The following is a 17,645-nucleotide window of genomic DNA, read 5'->3' on the forward strand; positions in this document are numbered from 1 at the left end:
CCCCTATACTGGGAAGCAGCTACAGATCGGATTTCGCGCTTGGATACCCAAGGGGCGTTAATCGGGTTAGATGTCGATTCTCGATACGAAGAAGATCGAGTTCAGCTTTATGAAGGGGATACCATCATTTACTACACTGATGGCTTCACCGATGCAGCCAATCAGGATGGAGAAAGGTTCAACGAGGAAAATCTAATTTACACCTTCCGTACTGCCTGTCAACAGCAGCTAACTTCCCAAGGCACTCTAGACTATATTGTCACCACTTTGAACGGCTTCATGGGCAACGATCGCGCCAATGGTGATGATATGACAATGGTGGTGTTGAAGGTGAATGGTGAATAGTTTCCTAAAGCCTACCCCCTAAAACCTAAAACCTAAAACCTACTTCAACTTATCAATCCACTCACGCGCCTGCTGATAGCCGCCGATGTCCTTTTGTTGTTGAAATAATTTAGCAGCTTGACTGAGATCGACTTTAGCACCACGACGATCCCCGATCCCATGTCGGCTGATCGCTCGATTATAATAAGCATCAGCGAAACTGCGATCGCAACGAATGGCTCGGTTAAAATCGCGGATTGATGCAGTCAGATTACCAGCCATCGCATTGACATTTCCTCGACCATTGTAGACATCAGCATTAGATGGTGCGAGTTCGATGGCTCGATCGAAATCTATCATCGCGCCTTTAAGATCGTTGAGCATTGCTTTGCTAAACCCTCGATTGCTATATGCTTCTAGTCGATCTGGATGAGTTTTGAGAAATTCTGTATAATCGGCGATCGCGCCAGTATAATCTTCCTGCTCCTGTTTTTTCACACCCTGCTCGAATAAATTGGTACTTTCAGGAGCAGGACTAACTTGTGACTGTTCCAATTGTTGCGCTAAATCTGGCTTAGGAGTATAACCTAATGCACAGTCCGCTTTACCAAACTCAAGTACACTAGTTAAGGCAATGAGTGCAACAACCGTTTGAATAGCTTTCATAGACTTCTGACATTATTGAAGGCTCATACCACACATTTTAACCAATTTTTGATTAAATACCTTTTAACTAAAATTAAATTTATGTGTCAGCAGTTGCAAACATCTACCGATAAAACTATATAATTGTTAAAATTGGTAAAGAATTTGCAACATACTGGGAAAGCGCAGCCGTTATGGGTCGATTAGGGGTTTTACTACTGAATTTAGGTGGACCAGAGCAATTAGCGGATGTACGTCCGTTTCTATTTAACCTGTTTTCCGACCCCGAAATCATTCGGATTCCGATTACGGCATTCCAGAAGCCGCTAGCTTGGATTATTTCGACTTCCCGCGCCAAGAAATCCCGCGCGAATTATCAGAAAATCGGTGGCGGATCTCCACTGCGACGGATTACCGAAGAGCAAGCGCGCGCTCTGGAAAATCAATTGAGAGCGCAAGGTGAAGATGCCAAAGTCTACATCGGGATGCGATACTGGCACCCATTTACCGAAGATGCACTCGCTCGAATTAAAAAGGATGGCATCGAGCAGTTAGTAATTCTCCCCTTATATCCCCAGTTTTCGATTAGTACTAGCGGCTCCAGTTTTCGGCTGATCGAGAAAATTTGGAAAGAAAACCCCGAACTCAAGCCGCCACAATACACTGTTATTGCAGATTGGTATCAAGAGCCTGGTTATCTCCGCGCAATGACCGAACTGATTGGCAAAGAAATCGATAAATGCCCCGATCCCGATCGAGCGCACGTATTTTTCAGTGCTCATGGCGTACCTGTCAGCTATATTGAAGAGGCTGGCGATACTTACCAATCCGAGATTGAAGACTGTACCAGACTGATTATGCAGACACTGGGACGCAAAAACGAGCATTCCCTCGCCTATCAAAGTAAAGTTGGCCCAGTCGAGTGGCTGCAACCATATACTGAAGATGGGATCGTCTCTCTAGCCGCCCAAGGTGTCACCGAGCTGGTAGTCGTACCGATTAGCTTTGTCTCCGAACATATCGAAACTCTCGAAGAAATCGATATCGAATATCGAGAAATTGCCGAAGAAGCTGGCATTCATGTCTTCAACAGAGTACCGGCTCTGGATACGAACCCTGTTTTCATCCAAACACTCGTCGATCTAGTCCTCAGAGCTGCCGCAGCCCCAAGTCTGGAGATCGATCGAGTCACCCAGATGAAGAAGAAAATTAAGATGTATCCCCAAGAGAAATGGGAGATGGGTCTCACCAACGCTGCGGAAGTTTGGAATGGTCGTCTCGCAATGTTAGGATTTATTGGCGTGATCGTCGAAATCTTCACTGGTCGCGGCCCATTACATCTATTTGGGATACTGTAGATATTGTGTCTAAGTGAGAATTAGAATCGATCGATTCTACGTAGAATTCAGAAGTAGGTGTTGAGCAAGAATGAGATCGGCATTCGATCGCATTCTTGATGCTCTATTGACAGTCTTTGACTGGACGCGGTGTTTTGCGGCCTACTTCTGAGAGCGTATATAGAGGTCTATTCTTGACCTCTTCATAGATACGTCCGATATATTCACCTAAAATTCCAATACTAATTAATTGCACTGCACCTAAAAAGAAAATGGCGATCGCGATCGTCGCAAAGCCAGTGAGGGTAGAATTAGGGGTGAACACCCGCCAGTAGAGGACGAGGATTGCCATCAGTATCGCCACCACTGCCGAAAATAAGCCCAAATAAGTAGACAATCGCAGGGGAATACTCGAAAAAGAAACTAGCCCATTAATTGCCAGCGCAAAGCTTTTGGAGAAAGTATACTTCACTTCTCCCGCAAACCGCGATTCGCGATCGAATTTCAGCGCAACTTGATTGAAACCCACCCAGGCTCTCAACCCCCGCAGATAGCGATTGCGTTCGGGCATCTGATTGAGTAGATCTACAATCTGTCGATCCATCAAGCAAAAATCGCCTGTATCGGTGGGAATATCGACACTGGCAAGTTGTTTGAGTATCCGGTAGAAAGCATAGGCACAGAGCCGCTTAAACCAGCTTTCCTGCAGTCTTTTAGTGCGTTGGGCATAGACGACATGATATCCTTGTCGCCACAATGCCAACATCTCGGGAATTAATTCTGGTGGATCTTGGAGATCGGCATCTAAGACAATGATAACTTTACCTCGGACATAGTTTAAGCCAGCCGTAACAGCGATCTGATGACCGAAATTACGCGCCAGACTTAGGTATACCACTCGATCGTCTCGATCGTGCAGTTCCCGCAGTAATTCTAACGTGCGATCGCGACTACCGTCATTAATTAAAATTAATTCAGAAGTATCGTCTAATCCATCCATCACCGCACTTACCCGCTGGTATAAGGCGGGAATCGTACTTTCTTCGTTATAAACCGGAATAACTAGAGAATATTTAGGCATTTATCCAATTACGGCAATACAATCAATCTCGACTAAGACATCTTTTGGCAACCGTGCGACTTCGACACAAGCCCGAGCTGGAGCGGTTGCTTCGTCAAAGTAGCGAGCATAGATTCCATTTACCGTCGCAAAATCATTCATATCTTTGAGAAATACACCTGTCTTGACGACATCCTCAAAAGTTGCCCCAGCTTGTTTGAGAATTGCGGCGAGATTTGCCATCACCTGCTCGGTTTGTTTGGCAACATCTCCATCGTGAACTAATTGATTGGTGGCTGGATCGATCGCTATTTGTCCCGATACAAATAACATTCTACCAGTTGCGAAAATCGCTTGATTATATGGGCCGACTGGTGCAGGTGCAAGGTTGGTTTGGATGATTTGTTTAGTCATACAATTAGGTGTTAGGTATTAGCTTGCGGAGGGTACGCTCGCGCTGTCGATAACACACCCTACAATTATTGTCGATCGACTGTCAACTATTCAATATTTTAACTTACCATCAGGATCGGGCGGTTGAGGATCGGGTTCTGGCTCTGCGACTTTGCGCGATCGATCTACCGATTGTCCATATCTAATTGGTAACTGAATTACGTTAGCTATTTCCGGTTTATTATCTTCAGGCACATCTCCACGTCGTCTAGCTGAGACTCGCTCTTCACTCGTACCTTCACTAATTACCTCATATAAAATTGCTTGCTTATTAGCTGCTCCCTTCCGCAAAATTCGTCCCAATCTTTGAATGTATTCTCGTGGAGAAGCCGTACCAGATAAAATTACCGCAATACTGGCGGCGGGGACATCGACACCTTCATTCAATACTTGAGATGCAACTAAAACATTATAGGTACCCTCGCGGAAGTGTGTCAAAATTTGATGGCGTTCTTTGACTGGGGTATGGTGAGTAATTGCCGGAATTAATAAGCTTTGAGCAATCCGATAAACGGTCGCATTATCGCTGGTGAAAATTAGTGTAGCTTCGGGATAGTGTCGATCGAGTATTTCCGCCAGAATCCTTAACTTCCCATTGGTTGAAAGCGTAATTTCTTTAGCTTCTCGATGAGCTAGCATTGCCCGTCTGCCTTCAGTCGATCGACAACTTGCTCTGATAAACTTTTGCCAACCATCGATACTTCCAAACGATATTTTTTGACTTCGCAAGAAAATATTGCGTTCTTCAATTAATTTATGATATCGACTGAGTTCTTCATCACTTAATTTCACCTTTATCTGCTCGACTCGATAGGGAGCCAACGCCGAACCCGCCAGATCTGCCGCTGTTTGACGATAGACTTCCTTCCCAATCAACATCTCTAAATCCAGATGTTTCCCATCACTCCGTTCGGGAGTTGCACTCAAGCCCAATCGATAAGGGGCGATCGAATATTCCGCAACTACGCGGTAAAATTCTGTCGGTAAATGATGGCATTCATCACAGATTAATAACCCATATAAATCGCCCAAAGATTCAATCTGAATTGCCGCACTATCATAAGTCGAAATTAAAATCGGCGTGCGATCTCTAGAACCGCCACCGAGTAACCCAATTTCCGTGCCTGGAAACGATATTAATAACTGCGCGTACCACTGATGCATCAAGTCGATCGTCGGTACCAGAATCAACGTGCTGCGGGGGGTAGCAGCCATTGCAAGCTGGGCGACTAGAGTTTTACCTGCACCTGTAGGCAACACAATTACTCCCTGCCTTCCTGCCTGTTTCCAAGCTAGTAGAGCCGCTGCTTGATGGGGATAGGGTTCGAGACTGAGTTGAGAGTCTAGTTCGAGCGAGACAAAGGCTTTGGCTTTATCGAGAAAGTCAGTATTTTCCTGTTGAAGTGCTTCGATAACTTCGCGATAGTTAATTCCTGGTATCCGAAACTTCTCGACTCGATCGTCCCATGTCGCATACTCCATCCAGCCTCTACCCCGTGGTGGTGGATGCAGGAGCAATGTTCCGCGATCGTAGGTGAGCATCGGCACTCTTGCCATAGAAATTCAGTCGAAGTTACGCACACCTTATCCTAGCGCAACCCCTAATCTAAAGCTTAAATTAACAAGCTTTGCTGAATTGGGATTCGGGAGTCGGGAGTCGGGATTCGGAAGTACAGGATCGTATCTCAATTGAGCAAATGCTAACGGTGCGTAACGCTTGCAGCTAAAACCTAAAACCTAAAACCTAAAACCTAAAACCTAAAACCTAAAACCTAAAACCTAACTTGCGTAAGTCATTTTTGTAGCAATTTCAGTCAGCCAATCATTTTGACTGATGGCGAGCGCGATGGCAAGACCAGCCGCACCATTGGCAAGGAAACCTTTTTCGGTAAACTTATAGTTAACATGATTGGCGATCGACCACACAAAAACAGCAATTCCAAATACAATTAGTAGTGTGAGGACAACTGCTAATGATAAAATCTGGCTATCTGCTTGACTGGCATCTGCTACCCAAATCTTCGCCCAATGGGATGCAATCAGCCAAACAAATACTCTACTAACACAGCAGAGATATCCACCAATAAAATAAGCGATGACTCCAGGTATATATTCCATTTGGTATAATCGATCTAAAAATAGCAACTTGAGTTACTATTTACTATTCCCTATTTACTGTTAGCTATCTCCATCGATCGCGTTCGAGATCGTAAATCGCTTTCTCCCAATGCCAATCGGCAGATTTGTCTGGGTATCTGAGTCGAGATTGCTGAATTAGGCGATGAGCAGTACGGCGATTGTTACCTAATAATTTTAATAATTTACGCTCTAAGTGAGCCTGTCGCGGTCGAAAATTCCGGCTAGGAGAGTTATTTTTCCTGCTAATCTGGAGTCGATCTCGTTGAAGCCACGCGAAACACAATAGACAGATTCCTAACGTAATCGCGATCGCACCAGCAGTCATAAAATTTGTGAAACTTATCGATTCAGTGCTATGTCACGAATTATAATATATCCGAAGATTTAGGCATTTTCCATCAATGGAACTACTTCGTTCAGTAGCTAGTAGGTGGTGCTCATACAGCTACCGCCTAACACACCCTCAGAACGCTCTATTTTTTAGGTGGTAACTTATTCGGAATGCCGTCACATCCACCAGGAATTGTTTGACGGGAAGCTTCGCCACACCAGGTACAGCAGTATTTACGTTGTTCTTCAGACATTTCTTGCACATTAGTAAAATCAGTATTTTCTACTACCGCACCTGTAAATTCACCTGTCGTATAGTTAGGTGTTTCGTTGCGACTGCGAGGGGTGGCTGTTTCGGCACTCCCATAAAAAAAGCGGCTACCTTTGATATCTGCACCATTTAACTTAGCTTCATATAAAATGGTGCGGGAGAAGTTGGCTTTGACCAAATCGCCACCGCTTAAATTGGCACGGATTAAATTAGCATCACTGATATCCGTCCACCGTAAATCAGTTTGGGAAAGATCTGCACCTGCTAGCATCACGCCTAAATCGATGACACGGACTCCATAGAGCCGATCTTCATCATAACCACCATCTCCATCCAAAATTGCTCTACCAAGCCGGCGATCGCGTCTGAGCGGGCTGAGGAGCTTAGACTGGGATAGGAATCTCAGTACTTTTGCTTTACCTGCGGCATCGATACTGCCGAGTAACGCTGCGGTTCGTCCTGCGGCAAAAGCTTGCTCCTGGGGCCAATCTTCCAGAAAACCATCGTCATCTAAGACCAGATCGGAAATCCCCTGAAAGTAAGCATCGATCGTCTGTTGTTGGGTAAGAATATTTTGTTGAGTAGTTAAGCGATTTTGCTCGATCGTCAAGTCGCGTGAGATAATATACTGTCGCCAAGCGATATATACTGCTAGGATAGCAATTAAAATCTGACCGAATGCACCACCCCACTCTCCCGATGCACCAACAGCATTCCAGTCAATCTTGTCGGAAAAACTACTGACATACTCAAAAAATTCTAGAATCTGGAGTAAGCCCACTAGCGCGATCAGTACCGTAATCGCAGCGATTAATTGCAACCGTTGCGCTGGTGTTAAGGAATCGAGCAGTTCTTCTCGAACACCTCGATAGATAATTGGTACGGATAATACTAAGGCGATCGCACAACCTGCTGCGGCAATCCAGGTGTTGTTGAGCCATAATCCGAACACCATAATGGCGATCGCTATCAGATTTCCCCAGATTGTCATATTCTATGCAAAATATCTAGTTTAGAAGGTTAAAATATCTAGATTTCCCCGACTATATCATTGAATAATACCATTTTTTGTTCGTATTGAAAAGATTAGATTTCTCAAGATGCAGAAAATTATAATTAAGTCGCTTGCAGTTATTTTGGTTGGAACTATTGGCGGTCTATATTATGTCTGGCAAGAAGCCATTAAGGTGCCAGATGAATATATTAAAGCAGGTGCCGACAATAAAACAGATAGTCAATCTCTACCTTTGCCGCCAAGTCAGATTGCCGAACAAGCTGCTGTCAGCAAGCAGAAAATAACTACACCGATCGATCGGGCGAAGGTCGGTCAAAAAGTTACTGTCAAACTGAGCGATCGAGATCTCAATAATTTAGTAGTAGCTAAGGTTGCTACTTCGCAACCCAACAAACAGTTACCAGTAGGAATTAAAGGAATTAAGACTAATATTAAAGATGGCAAAATTCATACTGGTGCGTTGGTTAATCTTGGAGAATTAGCCCACAATGGCAAACCTGGTAGTCAGACTGCTGCATTAACAAAACTGACCGATAAATTAACATTCTTGAAAAATCGAGATGTTTATATCGGCATTATTGGCACGCCAGTTGTTGAAGGTAGTAAAATTAAATTCGGTGAAGATACGGAAATTAAGGTCGGAAATATGAATTTTACGATCGCCCAACTCGCGGAAAATTTAGGTGTAGATGCTGCTAAAATTCAACAAACGATCGACTTGCAGTTACAACAAGATAATTTTAAAGTTAATCGAGTCAATTTAGAAAATGATGGCTTATCAATCGAAGGTGCGAAGAAATAATTAATAATTGGGTTGTTAGGATGGATATTTAGCCCAACAAAACTAGTGCGATTGAGTCGCCTTCAGCATGTAGTAAGTAATTAATAGCTGCGTTAAAGCTAGTGGATAACTGGTGAGTATTTCCCCAGTCGTCCCCGTAATATTGCCCAGATTGGGATTGATATCTCGATCGCAGACATGATGCAAATCGGGCATATCCGCACAAATCATCCGTTCTAATACTTGGATTCTATCACTCGTCGCATGACTATCAACTTCCAGGACATCAACGGGCTTACCCATGTCCCTGTCAAGGTTAAGACGGATCGTTGGCTGCGGATCGCTATTATCTTTATCTACTACCTGGATCAGATCTGGATGTGAAATAGTCGGTCTGAGTACCAGTCGCACATTTAGGAGCGACTCATCTAATTCACCACTGGGTGGATAAAAACTGACGACTAAATCCGCCCACTGACGCTGGGGACGAATGAATTTGTCTGAATCTGGTTCGCGTTTTTCGAGTTCGGCTAAAACCTGGGCTTCTGTATAGCCGCGCTTGAGCGTATCGCGTTTAATTTTCCATGCGTGTCGCAAAGATTCAGGTGGAGCTAAATACACTTTGATGTCATAACAATCGCGTAGTGCAGGTGTCGAATATCCGAGCAATCCTTCGACGACCACAAACTGATTGGGCTTGATATACTGCGGTGGATCGAAGGTACCCGTTTTGTGGCTGTAAATTGGCTTAAGAATCGGTTGTCCGCTGCGGAGCAAGGCGAGATGCTGCTGCATGATGTCCAGGTAGTTACAGTCGGGGTGAAGAGCTGTAATGCCGATTTCTGCCCGCTGCTGACGATCGTATCGATGATAATCGTCCGTCCCGATGACGGTGACATTTTCTTCACCCAGAATTTGTGCGATTCCCTTGGTTAAAGTTGTTTTACCCGCCGCGCTGTCGCCGACGATGCCAAGAATAATGGGACGGTGGCTCATTTGTTTTTATCTCCACATCGATGTATTGAACTGCCCATATTTTTACATTCGCCCACAAGCAGATCGAGTAAGTCTTCTATTTTTTGACGCTCTTGACTATTATACGAAACAACTCGACGCTGGATTTGCCGATCTCGATCTGGCTTCAAGATGATTCCAGTCCCTTTAGTTCGACCGATCCGGCGATCGTCAGGATAACTGAATGCTCGATCGAGCATAATTGAGATCGCTTGGTATTGTCCAGGATCGAGCTTTACTTTGCGCGGGTTCCCCCCATCGTACATACCACTCGAACTCTGCTCTCTAGTCATAGGGCGATAATCGATCGACTCTGGGTTAATAATATATAAATTGCCAGGACTATCAAAGTATTTATATTTATAGTCATATTCATCCCGATCTGGGACTAATTCATTCCCCTCTGAGACTATTTGTGGCGATTGAGGTGGATCGATGGCGTTTGCGAAGCTGCTTGGCAAGAGAATCGCTAGAAAAGTGAAGATTGGTGCAAATATAATTAGGGCTAAGGTGAAAACGATTTTATTCACGCTTGTAATTTACGTAACTAAGACTACTATTCTATCCCAAATTGTAGACGCGATCGCCCAGCAAGCCGCACGATTGGAACATGTCATCTTTTTAAGTAAATTAACAGTAATCGGCACAATTGCGGCGATCGATGTTAACAATAGCGAAAAAGCTGGGTACCTTAATAATGTGGGAAGAGAAATCAGACACCAGGCGATCGCGCATGGTGTCTTACTTCGTCCGTTAGGCAATGTACTGTATTTGATGCCGCCCTACTGTATTACTGAATCTGAATTAAGCTGGGTGTATCAGCAGATCGATCGAGTTTTAGCAGAAGTTCTAGATCGATAATCAACTTATAATTGATGTTATCGATTGTTACTCCCCACTTCTGATGAATAGCGAAAAATTAGCAAAATATATCGAAGATACGGACAGCGTGGGTAAATCATGGCTGTTGGTACAGCTCCGCTTACAAAAACTAGCCGAAGCGAAACCGGATCTATCCTCGGAGGAATATATCGTGAGATTGGAGGATATTCACCGCGACATGATGAATCTCGGCGAATGGTGGATAGGCGTGGAAGATGAAGTGTTTTAGATTGGGGAATATCGGGAGCAGTTATCGTTACGCCGAAGATTAATGCCATAAACCCGACTTGGAAAAAGTCGGGTTTATCTTCTGGGTTGGCGGAGAATTACAAAACTAAGACCAAAGTACCAAGGACAATCAGACAACCACCGAGAATGACTTTGAGCGTCAGTGGTTCGTGGAGAAAGATTGTCGAGAATAAAATGACCATCACCACGCTGGATTTGTCGATTGGGGCTACCTGAGCGGCTTTACCTAGTTGCAATGCTTGAAAATAAAAAATCCACGAGCACCCAGTCGCAATTCCAGAAATTACTAGGAAAATCAACGTGCGGGAGGACACAGTGGCAAGCTGACTGAGATTTCCCTGTGCTAGCACTATTCCCCACGCCATCAACACAATTACCACCGTTCGCAGGGCTGTGGCTAAGTTGGCATCGATATTTTCGATCCCAATTTTGGCAAAAATGGTGGTTAAAGCCGCAAAAAAAGCTGAAAGTAAAGCATAAATCCACCACAGGTTGGAGCTATTTTCCATGTATTAATAATTGCCACGATTCATGTTTTAAGCCTCACATTTAGGACGTGCAAACAATCCCAGATATGGCTCCGCAGAAAATACTCGATCGGGATGACGGAGTAATTCTCGATCGCATATCCCAAAGAGTTCCACCTCTGTCTGTGCTTTCCGCATATCCCGCAAGAAGACACCTTCGGCATCTACACCTTGTCCTATATAGTTAAGATACATTTTCAGGTGGCTGACACGCGATTTCTCTGGCACTGAGCGCACCTGCTGCATCCGATATAATCGATCGATATACCCCCTGACTGCCCCTAGTGTTACCACGGAAACTGCCACTCCCGCCAACGCCTCCCGAATCTGCTTGAAAATCCAGGGGTTGCGGATGGCTGCGCGGCCCACCATTACGCCCGCTGCTTGCGTCTGTGACAGCACTGACATAGCCGAGGCTGCCGAACTAACATTACCATTAGCAAGCACCGGACAGCGCAATCTTTGCACCGCATGGGCGATAAGATCGTAATGTACCGCGCCATGATAGGCTTCCTTCACAGTGCGACCGTGGAGACTCAGCAGATCGATATTGTGTCGATCGATTAAACTTAACACTCGATCGAACTCCGACGTATCCTCAAAGCCAATTCGCATTTTTACTGTCAAATTACCAGCCACAACCGATCTCAATTCTCCCAGGATGCGATCGATCTTATCGGGATCGCGCAGTAGTCCCCCACCGACATTCTTGCGATAAATCCTTGGCGCAGGACAACCCATATTCAAATCGATGCCCGCAATTGGGTATTGACTCAATAACTTCGCCGTCCGCACCAGATCGGGAATACTCTCGCCGATCATTTGGGCAAATACGGGGCGATTGGTAGTGTTCTCGGTAATCGATCTCAGGATATGTTTATCGACACCCGAATCCCGATGCACCCGAAAATATTCAGTAAAAAAGTAGTCAGGACAGCCATATTCAGCGATCGCATTGATAAAATAGACCTCTGTTACATCCTGCATCGGTGCTAGGGCTGTCAATGCTTTTACGCGAGCAGGAATAGGAGCTGGGAGTGTCATTTCGATTTTGCGGATGCGCGCTGTTCGGGTTTCCCGACAGTTTAGCGCACCAAGCAGGATTTTGGATTAGCAACGATCGATTATTACATCATGCCCCAGTATTCTGGTTTAACAGAATCTTCTATTGCTACCAACCAGGCTGCATGGTCGAATCCAGCCGCAACCCGCCAGACTTGCACCTGTGCGAACTGTCGTTCTTTGCCCCGACTGGTAATCCAGCGATAACTCCAATAACTCAGAGCCACCCATCGCAAATAGCGACGCTTGAGCCAGCGCAAGGGGTTTTGCCGAAAAGACTTTAATTCTCCAAGCATTGGTGACTCTTTGCCAGATGTTGAGGATATCTAAACAATTATGACAAAAATTAGCTAATCTCGCCCCGATTGGAGTCAAAATTGAGAGCGATTCGCGATCGCTAGATGTAGTTTAGAATGGGTAGCGAGGAATCGATCGCATCTGTAGAGATATAGCCGCCAATGTGGTTAGGACATCGATCTTTACTGAAATCATTAATGCCTAAGCAGCCTACTTCTGACTTCTGACTCCTGACTCCTGACTTCGGCTATATGTATCAATCTTCCAACCGCAACAGCTTTTTAGACAGGTTACTCGATCCGACGGCGATCGCAATTCTCGGATCGATCGCGCTACATGCCAGCCTGGGAGCTAGCTTACCCTTCTTGACCTCACCAGAAAAGGAAGCGAAAAAAGTCGATCCTGGGACAGTTAAGGTCGTAGAACTAACTCCGAGCGAACTGCAACGCATTCCCCAAGTACCTCCAACCCCCATACCCCAACCTGTCGCCCCATCGCCAACCCCGCCACAATTCTCCACCTCCCCGGCTACCATCCCTTTTTCCCCCATCCGCATTCCCCTCGAAAGAATACTTCCCACACCACTCCCAGCGAAAAAACCATCAAAAGAGCAAAAAGCAATCCCCCAGAAACAACCCACCGCTCCAATATTCGATCGGTCGATTAGTTTCAAACCCGCCCCTAAACCCAGCCAGCCACCGCTCCAAAAAATTACTAAGCCAACACCTCAGCCGATAGCTAAAAAAACACAGCCATCCCCTGCGCCCATTTCATCAGAAAACTTCCCAACCGATGATGATGGTAGTGATATCGCACCTACGACTCCAACACCTAGCCCCAATCGTCAAGCCCAGCAACCGATTACCCCACAACCAGCAATTACCCCACAACCATCTACCTCACCCAGTCCGCAAAGTAGTAGTAATGGGTTTTATGGTCAGTATATGGATGCAGCCCTCAAGCAACTCAGTCGATACATGACCGAGTATGATGTCAAAGAACCCTATCCATCGAAGTCGATCGTTAGAAGTTATCCGCAAGGAATGTCGTGCAGCACAGAAAAGCAAACTCCTTTTATTGTGATGATGGCTGTTTTTGATAAAGTCCCCGACAATCCAGACGCGGCTATTTTAGGTGAAGGGACGGCACCTTCCCTCAAAATTAGTACATTTAAGGAGCGAGATACTCCAGAGCAACGGACTTTAGCCGAACTTGCGACTAGAGTAGCACTAGAAGAAGCAAATAAGGCAGACCAAAACCGTCCCGAAAAAGATAAAGGTAAGCGCGTCATCTATCAATATCGCGTCCAATTCGATCCGACAACCTGCAAAAAGTAAACTTGAGACCACAAATCATCTGTTGCGTTCATCAGATGAATCTCCGTCGCTGGTTATCTCGATACGATTAGCCGATACAGCACTTTCCTAAATTGTGAAGTACAATCTTTCCCCGCTCTAATAACGTACTGTATATTACTGGAAAGTGCTGTAATGGACTAGCTCTTCGTCAAGATCTGCAACCAATGAATGGCTAATTGCCAAATTGTGCCCGCAATACTAGCGAAGAAAATAGTCGTAGCCACAGTCATCCCATAGCCAATCAGAATAAACAATCCATCAAATTCTAACAGCCCGATCGCCAGAAATAGAATTGTATAAGCAGGAATGAGATTGGTAAGTGGAATCGGTAATGGTAAAGACATTAGTAGTGCGTCCCAAGCCAAACAAATTCCACTAACTCGGCATCCCCACCAACTATTACTAAATCGAGAAAATCGATGCCTAGACATCCGTTCTAAAGGTTGGAGCAATCGATCGATCTGTTTGAGTATTTTTTGGGAAGCAGCAGGTGATAATTCTATCCGAGCAATTCGCCTGGGTAAGTAAGGTTTTTCATAGCCTAACGCTAGTTGACAGCCAACGAGAATAATTCCGCTACCTACCAAGGTGGAAAATCCAGCTAAAGGGATCGGCAGCGGTATCAGCATGGGAATTGTCAATATTCCGGCGATCGTCCCAAATCCACTACTGCCTACTTTTTCTAGTAATACAGATAGTGGTAAAGGTTTGTCAGTATATTCGACCAATAATTGAGATAGTACTTGAGATAATTTCATGGAATATGTTGAGCTTCTAAATAAAACCGCATCTTGGCGTGGAATTATCCAATTTTTAATGCAAATCTAGAATATGCAAAGGAGTACCCTAAGTTTAGGTTAAATCGACCAGGCTTTGCCTACGCTAAGCGAACGAACGAGGAAGTTGTGAGCAGTTAATAATTGCAACAAATTATTTAATAGTATTAAAATCGAGACAACTATCCAATAGAACCGATCTAAAATTAGTTTAGTTACTAATTCAGGAGCGATGCCAATGTTGCAAAGAATCTTACTCGCAATTGGTGACTCCCCTGATTCAGCCCAAATCTTAGCATCGGGATTAACACTAGTTGAGAAACTGGGTGCTGAAATTCTAATTTTACACGTCCTCGATCCATTGGTACCGCACGGAATGAGTGCAGGTGTAAGTCCATTAGTGGGAGGTGTTTTGCCCATTATTGACGATCGAGTAATCGAGCAATATATCCAGGCACGGAATGAACGCGAACGAACAGGAATCGAACGACTCCAAGCTTATGCAGAACAGGCGCAAGATCGTGGGATCGAAGCTGAGATATTGCAAAACTATGGTGACTCTGGACCGCTGATTTGTGAAGCAGCAAAAAATTGGGCGGCAGATACGATTTTGATGGGTCGAAATCAAAAATCGCTATTAAATGAAATCTTTCTCGGCAGTACTAGCAATTATGTCTTGCATCATGCACCTTGCTCGGTGATGGTAATTCAACTACCAGCATTGTCAGGTTAATTTCAACCCACATTTATCAAAGATTAGTCTTGAAATTACTAATAAGGAACGATCCTAATGTTTAAAAAAATCTTACTCGCACTTGGTGACTCCGCTGAATCACAAGAGATTCTGACAGCAGGATTGACATTAGCGGAAAAACTTGATGCTGAAGTCTTGCTTTTACATGTTGTCAATCCCATGTCCTCAACTGGATTTAGTCCCTTAGTTGGGGGCATGTTTCCGATCGTTAATGATGTAGCGATCGAACAATATACCAAGGAATGGCATGAATACGAACTACGCGGAATCGCTCAACTTCAGACTTATGCAACGCAAGCTAAAGATCGAGGTGTTCGAGTTGAGGTTTCGCAAAATTTTGGTAATTCAGGGTCAATGATTTGTGAAGTTGCAAACAATTGGGCGGCGGATGCGATTGTCATGGGAAGGAATCAGAAATCAATGTTGAGTGAAATCTTTCTTGGCAGCACTAGCAATTATGTTTTACATCATGCACCTTGTTCGGTGATGGTGATTCAACTACCAGCTTTGTAAGGTAATAAGTGATAAGTAATAAGTAATAAGTAATAAGTTAGTTATTACCTTGTAGATAGTCGATAGTAGATCGGCTATTCTGACGATAAAAATATTAGCAACGAGGAGATATTCACTTTGGAAAGAGGTCTATGCAACAAAGACTTTTGCTTAGATTACCAGGGTTGCGCCAATTATTGGGCTATCAGAGATCGTGGTTGCGGGGAGATATCCTCGCAGGTGTTACAGTCGCGGCTTATCTGATTCCGCAGTGTATGGCATACGGGGAATTAGTCGGCGTTCCGCCCGTTGTCGGACTGTGGACGATTCTACCTGCGATGTTTGTATATGCTCTATTTGGCTCGTCGCGACAACTCTCGGTGGGACCAGAATCGACGACTGCGGTGATGACTGCGGCGGCGATTTCACCTTTACTACTGGCGGATCGAAGTAATTATGGGGTGCTGACTGCAACTCTGGCGGTATTAGTGGGGGCGATCTGCGCGATCGGTTATCTTGCTAGATTAGGCTTTCTGGCAAATTTGCTCTCAAAGCCGATTCTCATCGGCTATATGGCAGGTGTCGCATTCATTATGATTGCGGGACAATTGGGCAAAATTAGCGGTATTTCCATTCCAGGTACCACCGTATTTGCGCAGGTGAATCAATTCATCGACCAGATCGTTGGCGTAGCCTCTCCTGTGGAGAATCGAGTTCATCTCATCACCCTCATTTTAGCCGGATTGGTATTAGCTTTCCTGTTCGCGATCGGACATTTTTTTCCCAAAGCACCTGCACCTCTATTAGCGGTATTAATCGCCACTGCTGCTGTCGCGATCTTTCATCTCGATCTCCAGGGATTAGCCGTTGTGGGCGCAATTCCAGCAGGTTTGCCCAGATTTATCGTTCCGAACTTTTCAGCCCAACTCCCCGACCTGTTAGCCTCTGCGTTGGGGATCGCGATCGTCGGTTATTCGGACAATGTGCTGACGGCTCGATGTTTTGCCGCTCGTCACCAATGTAAGATCGATGCAAATCAGGAATTACTCGCCCTAGGATTGGCTAATTTGGGGGCTGGATTGGTGCAGGGGTTTCCAGTAAGTAGTAGTGGCTCTCGCACGGCAATTGGAGATAATTTAGGCAGCAAAACCCAACTTTTTTCATTAGTGGCAATGGGTGTGACGATCTCGGTGCTGCTGTGGTTGCGTCCAGTTTTGGCACTATTTCCCAAAGCAGCATTGGGGGCGATCGTGATTTTTGCGGCGTTTAAATTGATTGAAATTCCTGAATTTATTCGCCTATATCGATTTCGTCGCAGTGAATTTTTTCTGGCGGTTATTACCACCTTCGGTGTATTAGTTACCGATATTTTAGTGGGTGTAGAGATCGCGGTGGGTTTATCAATAATTGAATTATTATCGCGATTGGCACATCCCCATGATGCCGTCCAAGGCACGGTGCCCAATCTGCCAGGATTACATGATATTAACGATTGGGAAGGTGCAACTACAATTCCTGGATTGGTAATTTATCGCTATGATGCTCCGTTATGTTTTGCCAATGCCGAGGATTTTAAGTGTCGCGCTTTGAGGTCGATCGATCTGGAAGTTACACCGGTAGAATGGTTTGTACTCAATACCGAAGCGATCGCCGAAATTGACATCACAGCAATGGATATGTTGGAAGAGCTTTATGACGAATTAGCTGCTAGAGGAATCACCTTTGCAATGGCACGGGTAAAACAAGATCTCTATGCTCAATTAAAGCGATCTCTACTGCTCAATAAAATTAGTGAGGATCGGATTTATCTTACTCTACATACGATGATTATCGGCTTTAAATCTCGGTAGAAAAAGGTTGTTATCGTAAAATATACGAT

Annotated in this window: 22 protein-coding genes; 9 read left to right on the forward strand and 13 right to left on the reverse strand. The window is 44.8% G+C overall.

The window, feature by feature from the left end; genetic code table 11:
• A partial coding sequence (locus RMO55_RS21330) for a PP2C family protein-serine/threonine phosphatase (RefSeq protein ID WP_310430095.1) occupies positions 1-345 on the forward strand: 345 nt, incomplete at its 5' end.
• A 39-nt stretch (positions 346-384) separates the two neighbouring features.
• Here the strand turns inward: RMO55_RS21330 and RMO55_RS21335 are convergent.
• Positions 385-990, reverse strand: coding sequence for a tetratricopeptide repeat protein (locus RMO55_RS21335; protein ID WP_310430098.1), 606 nt, complete (start codon positions 988-990; stop codon positions 385-387).
• Between the two features lie 173 nt (positions 991-1,163).
• On the opposite strand from RMO55_RS21335, the gene hemH reads away from it, so the two are divergent.
• Positions 1,164-2,327, forward strand: coding sequence for a ferrochelatase (gene hemH / locus RMO55_RS21340; protein ID WP_310430100.1), 1,164 nt, complete (start codon positions 1,164-1,166; stop codon positions 2,325-2,327).
• A gap of 103 nt (positions 2,328-2,430) precedes the next feature.
• Here hemH and RMO55_RS21345 read toward each other — a convergent pair whose 3' ends face one another.
• The 6 genes from RMO55_RS21345 to RMO55_RS21370 all read right to left on the reverse strand — a co-directional run bounded on the left by RMO55_RS21345 (position 2,431) and on the right by RMO55_RS21370 (position 7,550).
• Entirely contained in the window at positions 2,431-3,387 is a 957-nt protein-coding gene (locus RMO55_RS21345; protein ID WP_310430102.1) for a glycosyltransferase family 2 protein, read from the reverse strand.
• Complete coding sequence (locus RMO55_RS21350) at positions 3,388-3,780, reverse strand: RidA family protein (RefSeq protein WP_310430104.1); 393 nt, start codon at positions 3,778-3,780, stop codon at positions 3,388-3,390.
• A 90-nt stretch (positions 3,781-3,870) separates the two neighbouring features.
• A complete protein-coding gene (locus RMO55_RS21355; protein ID WP_310430106.1) occupies positions 3,871-5,376 on the reverse strand; it encodes a DEAD/DEAH box helicase family protein in 1,506 nt (501 codons plus the stop codon).
• Between the two features lie 222 nt (positions 5,377-5,598).
• Positions 5,599-5,937 (reverse strand): hypothetical protein, encoded by a 339-nt coding sequence (locus tag RMO55_RS21360; protein ID WP_310430108.1) that lies wholly within the window; start codon positions 5,935-5,937, stop codon positions 5,599-5,601.
• 64 nt (positions 5,938-6,001) lie between these two features.
• Positions 6,002-6,283 (reverse strand): hypothetical protein, encoded by a 282-nt coding sequence (locus RMO55_RS21365; protein ID WP_310430110.1) that lies wholly within the window; start codon positions 6,281-6,283, stop codon positions 6,002-6,004.
• 148 nt (positions 6,284-6,431) lie between these two features.
• Positions 6,432-7,550 (reverse strand): pentapeptide repeat-containing protein, encoded by a 1,119-nt coding sequence (locus RMO55_RS21370; protein WP_310430112.1) that lies wholly within the window; start codon positions 7,548-7,550, stop codon positions 6,432-6,434.
• A 109-nt stretch (positions 7,551-7,659) separates the two neighbouring features.
• Between RMO55_RS21370 and RMO55_RS21375 the strand changes: the two genes are divergently transcribed.
• Positions 7,660-8,376 (forward strand): hypothetical protein, encoded by a 717-nt coding sequence (locus RMO55_RS21375; protein ID WP_310430114.1) that lies wholly within the window; start codon positions 7,660-7,662, stop codon positions 8,374-8,376.
• Between the two features lie 42 nt (positions 8,377-8,418).
• On the opposite strand, the gene RMO55_RS21380 is transcribed toward RMO55_RS21375, so the two are convergent.
• Together RMO55_RS21380 and RMO55_RS21385 are read right to left on the reverse strand one after the other, a co-directional pair.
• The gene (locus RMO55_RS21380; protein ID WP_310430116.1) at positions 8,419-9,351 is read right to left on the reverse strand and encodes a phosphoribulokinase; all 933 of its coding nucleotides are present in this window, start codon (positions 9,349-9,351) and stop codon (positions 8,419-8,421) included.
• Positions 9,348-9,899, reverse strand: a complete 552-nt coding sequence (locus RMO55_RS21385) for a hypothetical protein (protein ID WP_310430118.1) — start codon at positions 9,897-9,899, stop codon at positions 9,348-9,350. The genes RMO55_RS21380 and RMO55_RS21385 overlap by 4 nt, the downstream gene beginning before the upstream one ends.
• Here RMO55_RS21385 and RMO55_RS21390 point away from each other — a divergent pair.
• Positions 9,880-10,230 carry an aminotransferase class III-fold pyridoxal phosphate-dependent enzyme gene (locus tag RMO55_RS21390; RefSeq protein ID WP_310430121.1) on the forward strand — a complete coding sequence of 117 codons (351 nt, stop codon included), beginning with the start codon at positions 9,880-9,882 and terminating at the stop codon, positions 10,228-10,230. The genes RMO55_RS21385 and RMO55_RS21390 overlap by 20 nt on opposite strands.
• Before the next feature lie 43 nt (positions 10,231-10,273).
• A complete protein-coding gene (locus RMO55_RS21395; protein WP_310430123.1) occupies positions 10,274-10,480 on the forward strand; it encodes a hypothetical protein in 207 nt (68 codons plus the stop codon).
• Positions 10,481-10,577: 97 nt separating this feature from the next.
• Here the strand turns inward: RMO55_RS21395 and RMO55_RS21400 are convergent, their stop codons facing one another.
• From RMO55_RS21400 to RMO55_RS21410, 3 genes are all read right to left on the reverse strand, one after another.
• Positions 10,578-11,009 carry an EamA family transporter gene (locus RMO55_RS21400; protein WP_310430125.1) on the reverse strand — a complete coding sequence of 144 codons (432 nt, stop codon included), beginning with the start codon at positions 11,007-11,009 and terminating at the stop codon, positions 10,578-10,580.
• A gap of 27 nt (positions 11,010-11,036) precedes the next feature.
• The gene (locus tag RMO55_RS21405) at positions 11,037-12,071 is read right to left on the reverse strand and encodes a tRNA-dihydrouridine synthase family protein (RefSeq protein WP_310430127.1); all 1,035 of its coding nucleotides are present in this window, start codon (positions 12,069-12,071) and stop codon (positions 11,037-11,039) included.
• 83 nt (positions 12,072-12,154) lie between these two features.
• Positions 12,155-12,385, reverse strand: coding sequence for a hypothetical protein (locus tag RMO55_RS21410; RefSeq protein ID WP_310430129.1), 231 nt, complete (start codon positions 12,383-12,385; stop codon positions 12,155-12,157).
• Positions 12,386-12,637: 252 nt separating this feature from the next.
• Between RMO55_RS21410 and RMO55_RS21415 the strand changes: the two genes are divergently transcribed.
• Positions 12,638-13,723 (forward strand): hypothetical protein, encoded by a 1,086-nt coding sequence (locus RMO55_RS21415; RefSeq protein WP_310430131.1) that lies wholly within the window; start codon positions 12,638-12,640, stop codon positions 13,721-13,723.
• A 158-nt stretch (positions 13,724-13,881) separates the two neighbouring features.
• On the opposite strand, the gene RMO55_RS21420 is transcribed toward RMO55_RS21415, so the two are convergent.
• Entirely contained in the window at positions 13,882-14,502 is a 621-nt protein-coding gene (locus RMO55_RS21420; RefSeq protein ID WP_310430133.1) for an exopolysaccharide biosynthesis protein, read from the reverse strand.
• Between the two features lie 256 nt (positions 14,503-14,758).
• On the opposite strand from RMO55_RS21420, the gene RMO55_RS21425 reads away from it, so the two are divergent.
• The 3 genes from RMO55_RS21425 (at position 14,759) to RMO55_RS21435 (ending at position 17,616) form a co-directional block, all read left to right on the forward strand.
• On the forward strand, positions 14,759-15,253 hold the full coding sequence (locus RMO55_RS21425) for a universal stress protein (protein WP_310430135.1): 495 nt from the start codon (positions 14,759-14,761) through the stop codon (positions 15,251-15,253).
• Positions 15,254-15,310: 57 nt separating this feature from the next.
• Positions 15,311-15,787, forward strand: coding sequence for a universal stress protein (locus RMO55_RS21430; protein ID WP_310430137.1), 477 nt, complete (start codon positions 15,311-15,313; stop codon positions 15,785-15,787).
• Positions 15,788-15,918: 131 nt separating this feature from the next.
• The gene (locus RMO55_RS21435; protein ID WP_310430139.1) at positions 15,919-17,616 is read left to right on the forward strand and encodes a sulfate permease; all 1,698 of its coding nucleotides are present in this window, start codon (positions 15,919-15,921) and stop codon (positions 17,614-17,616) included.
• Positions 17,617-17,645 lie beyond the last annotated feature (29 nt).

This window comes from Chamaesiphon sp. VAR_48_metabat_135_sub (assembly GCF_031418915.1).
Taxonomy (GTDB): Bacteria; Cyanobacteriota; Cyanobacteriia; order Cyanobacteriales; family Chamaesiphonaceae; genus Chamaesiphon.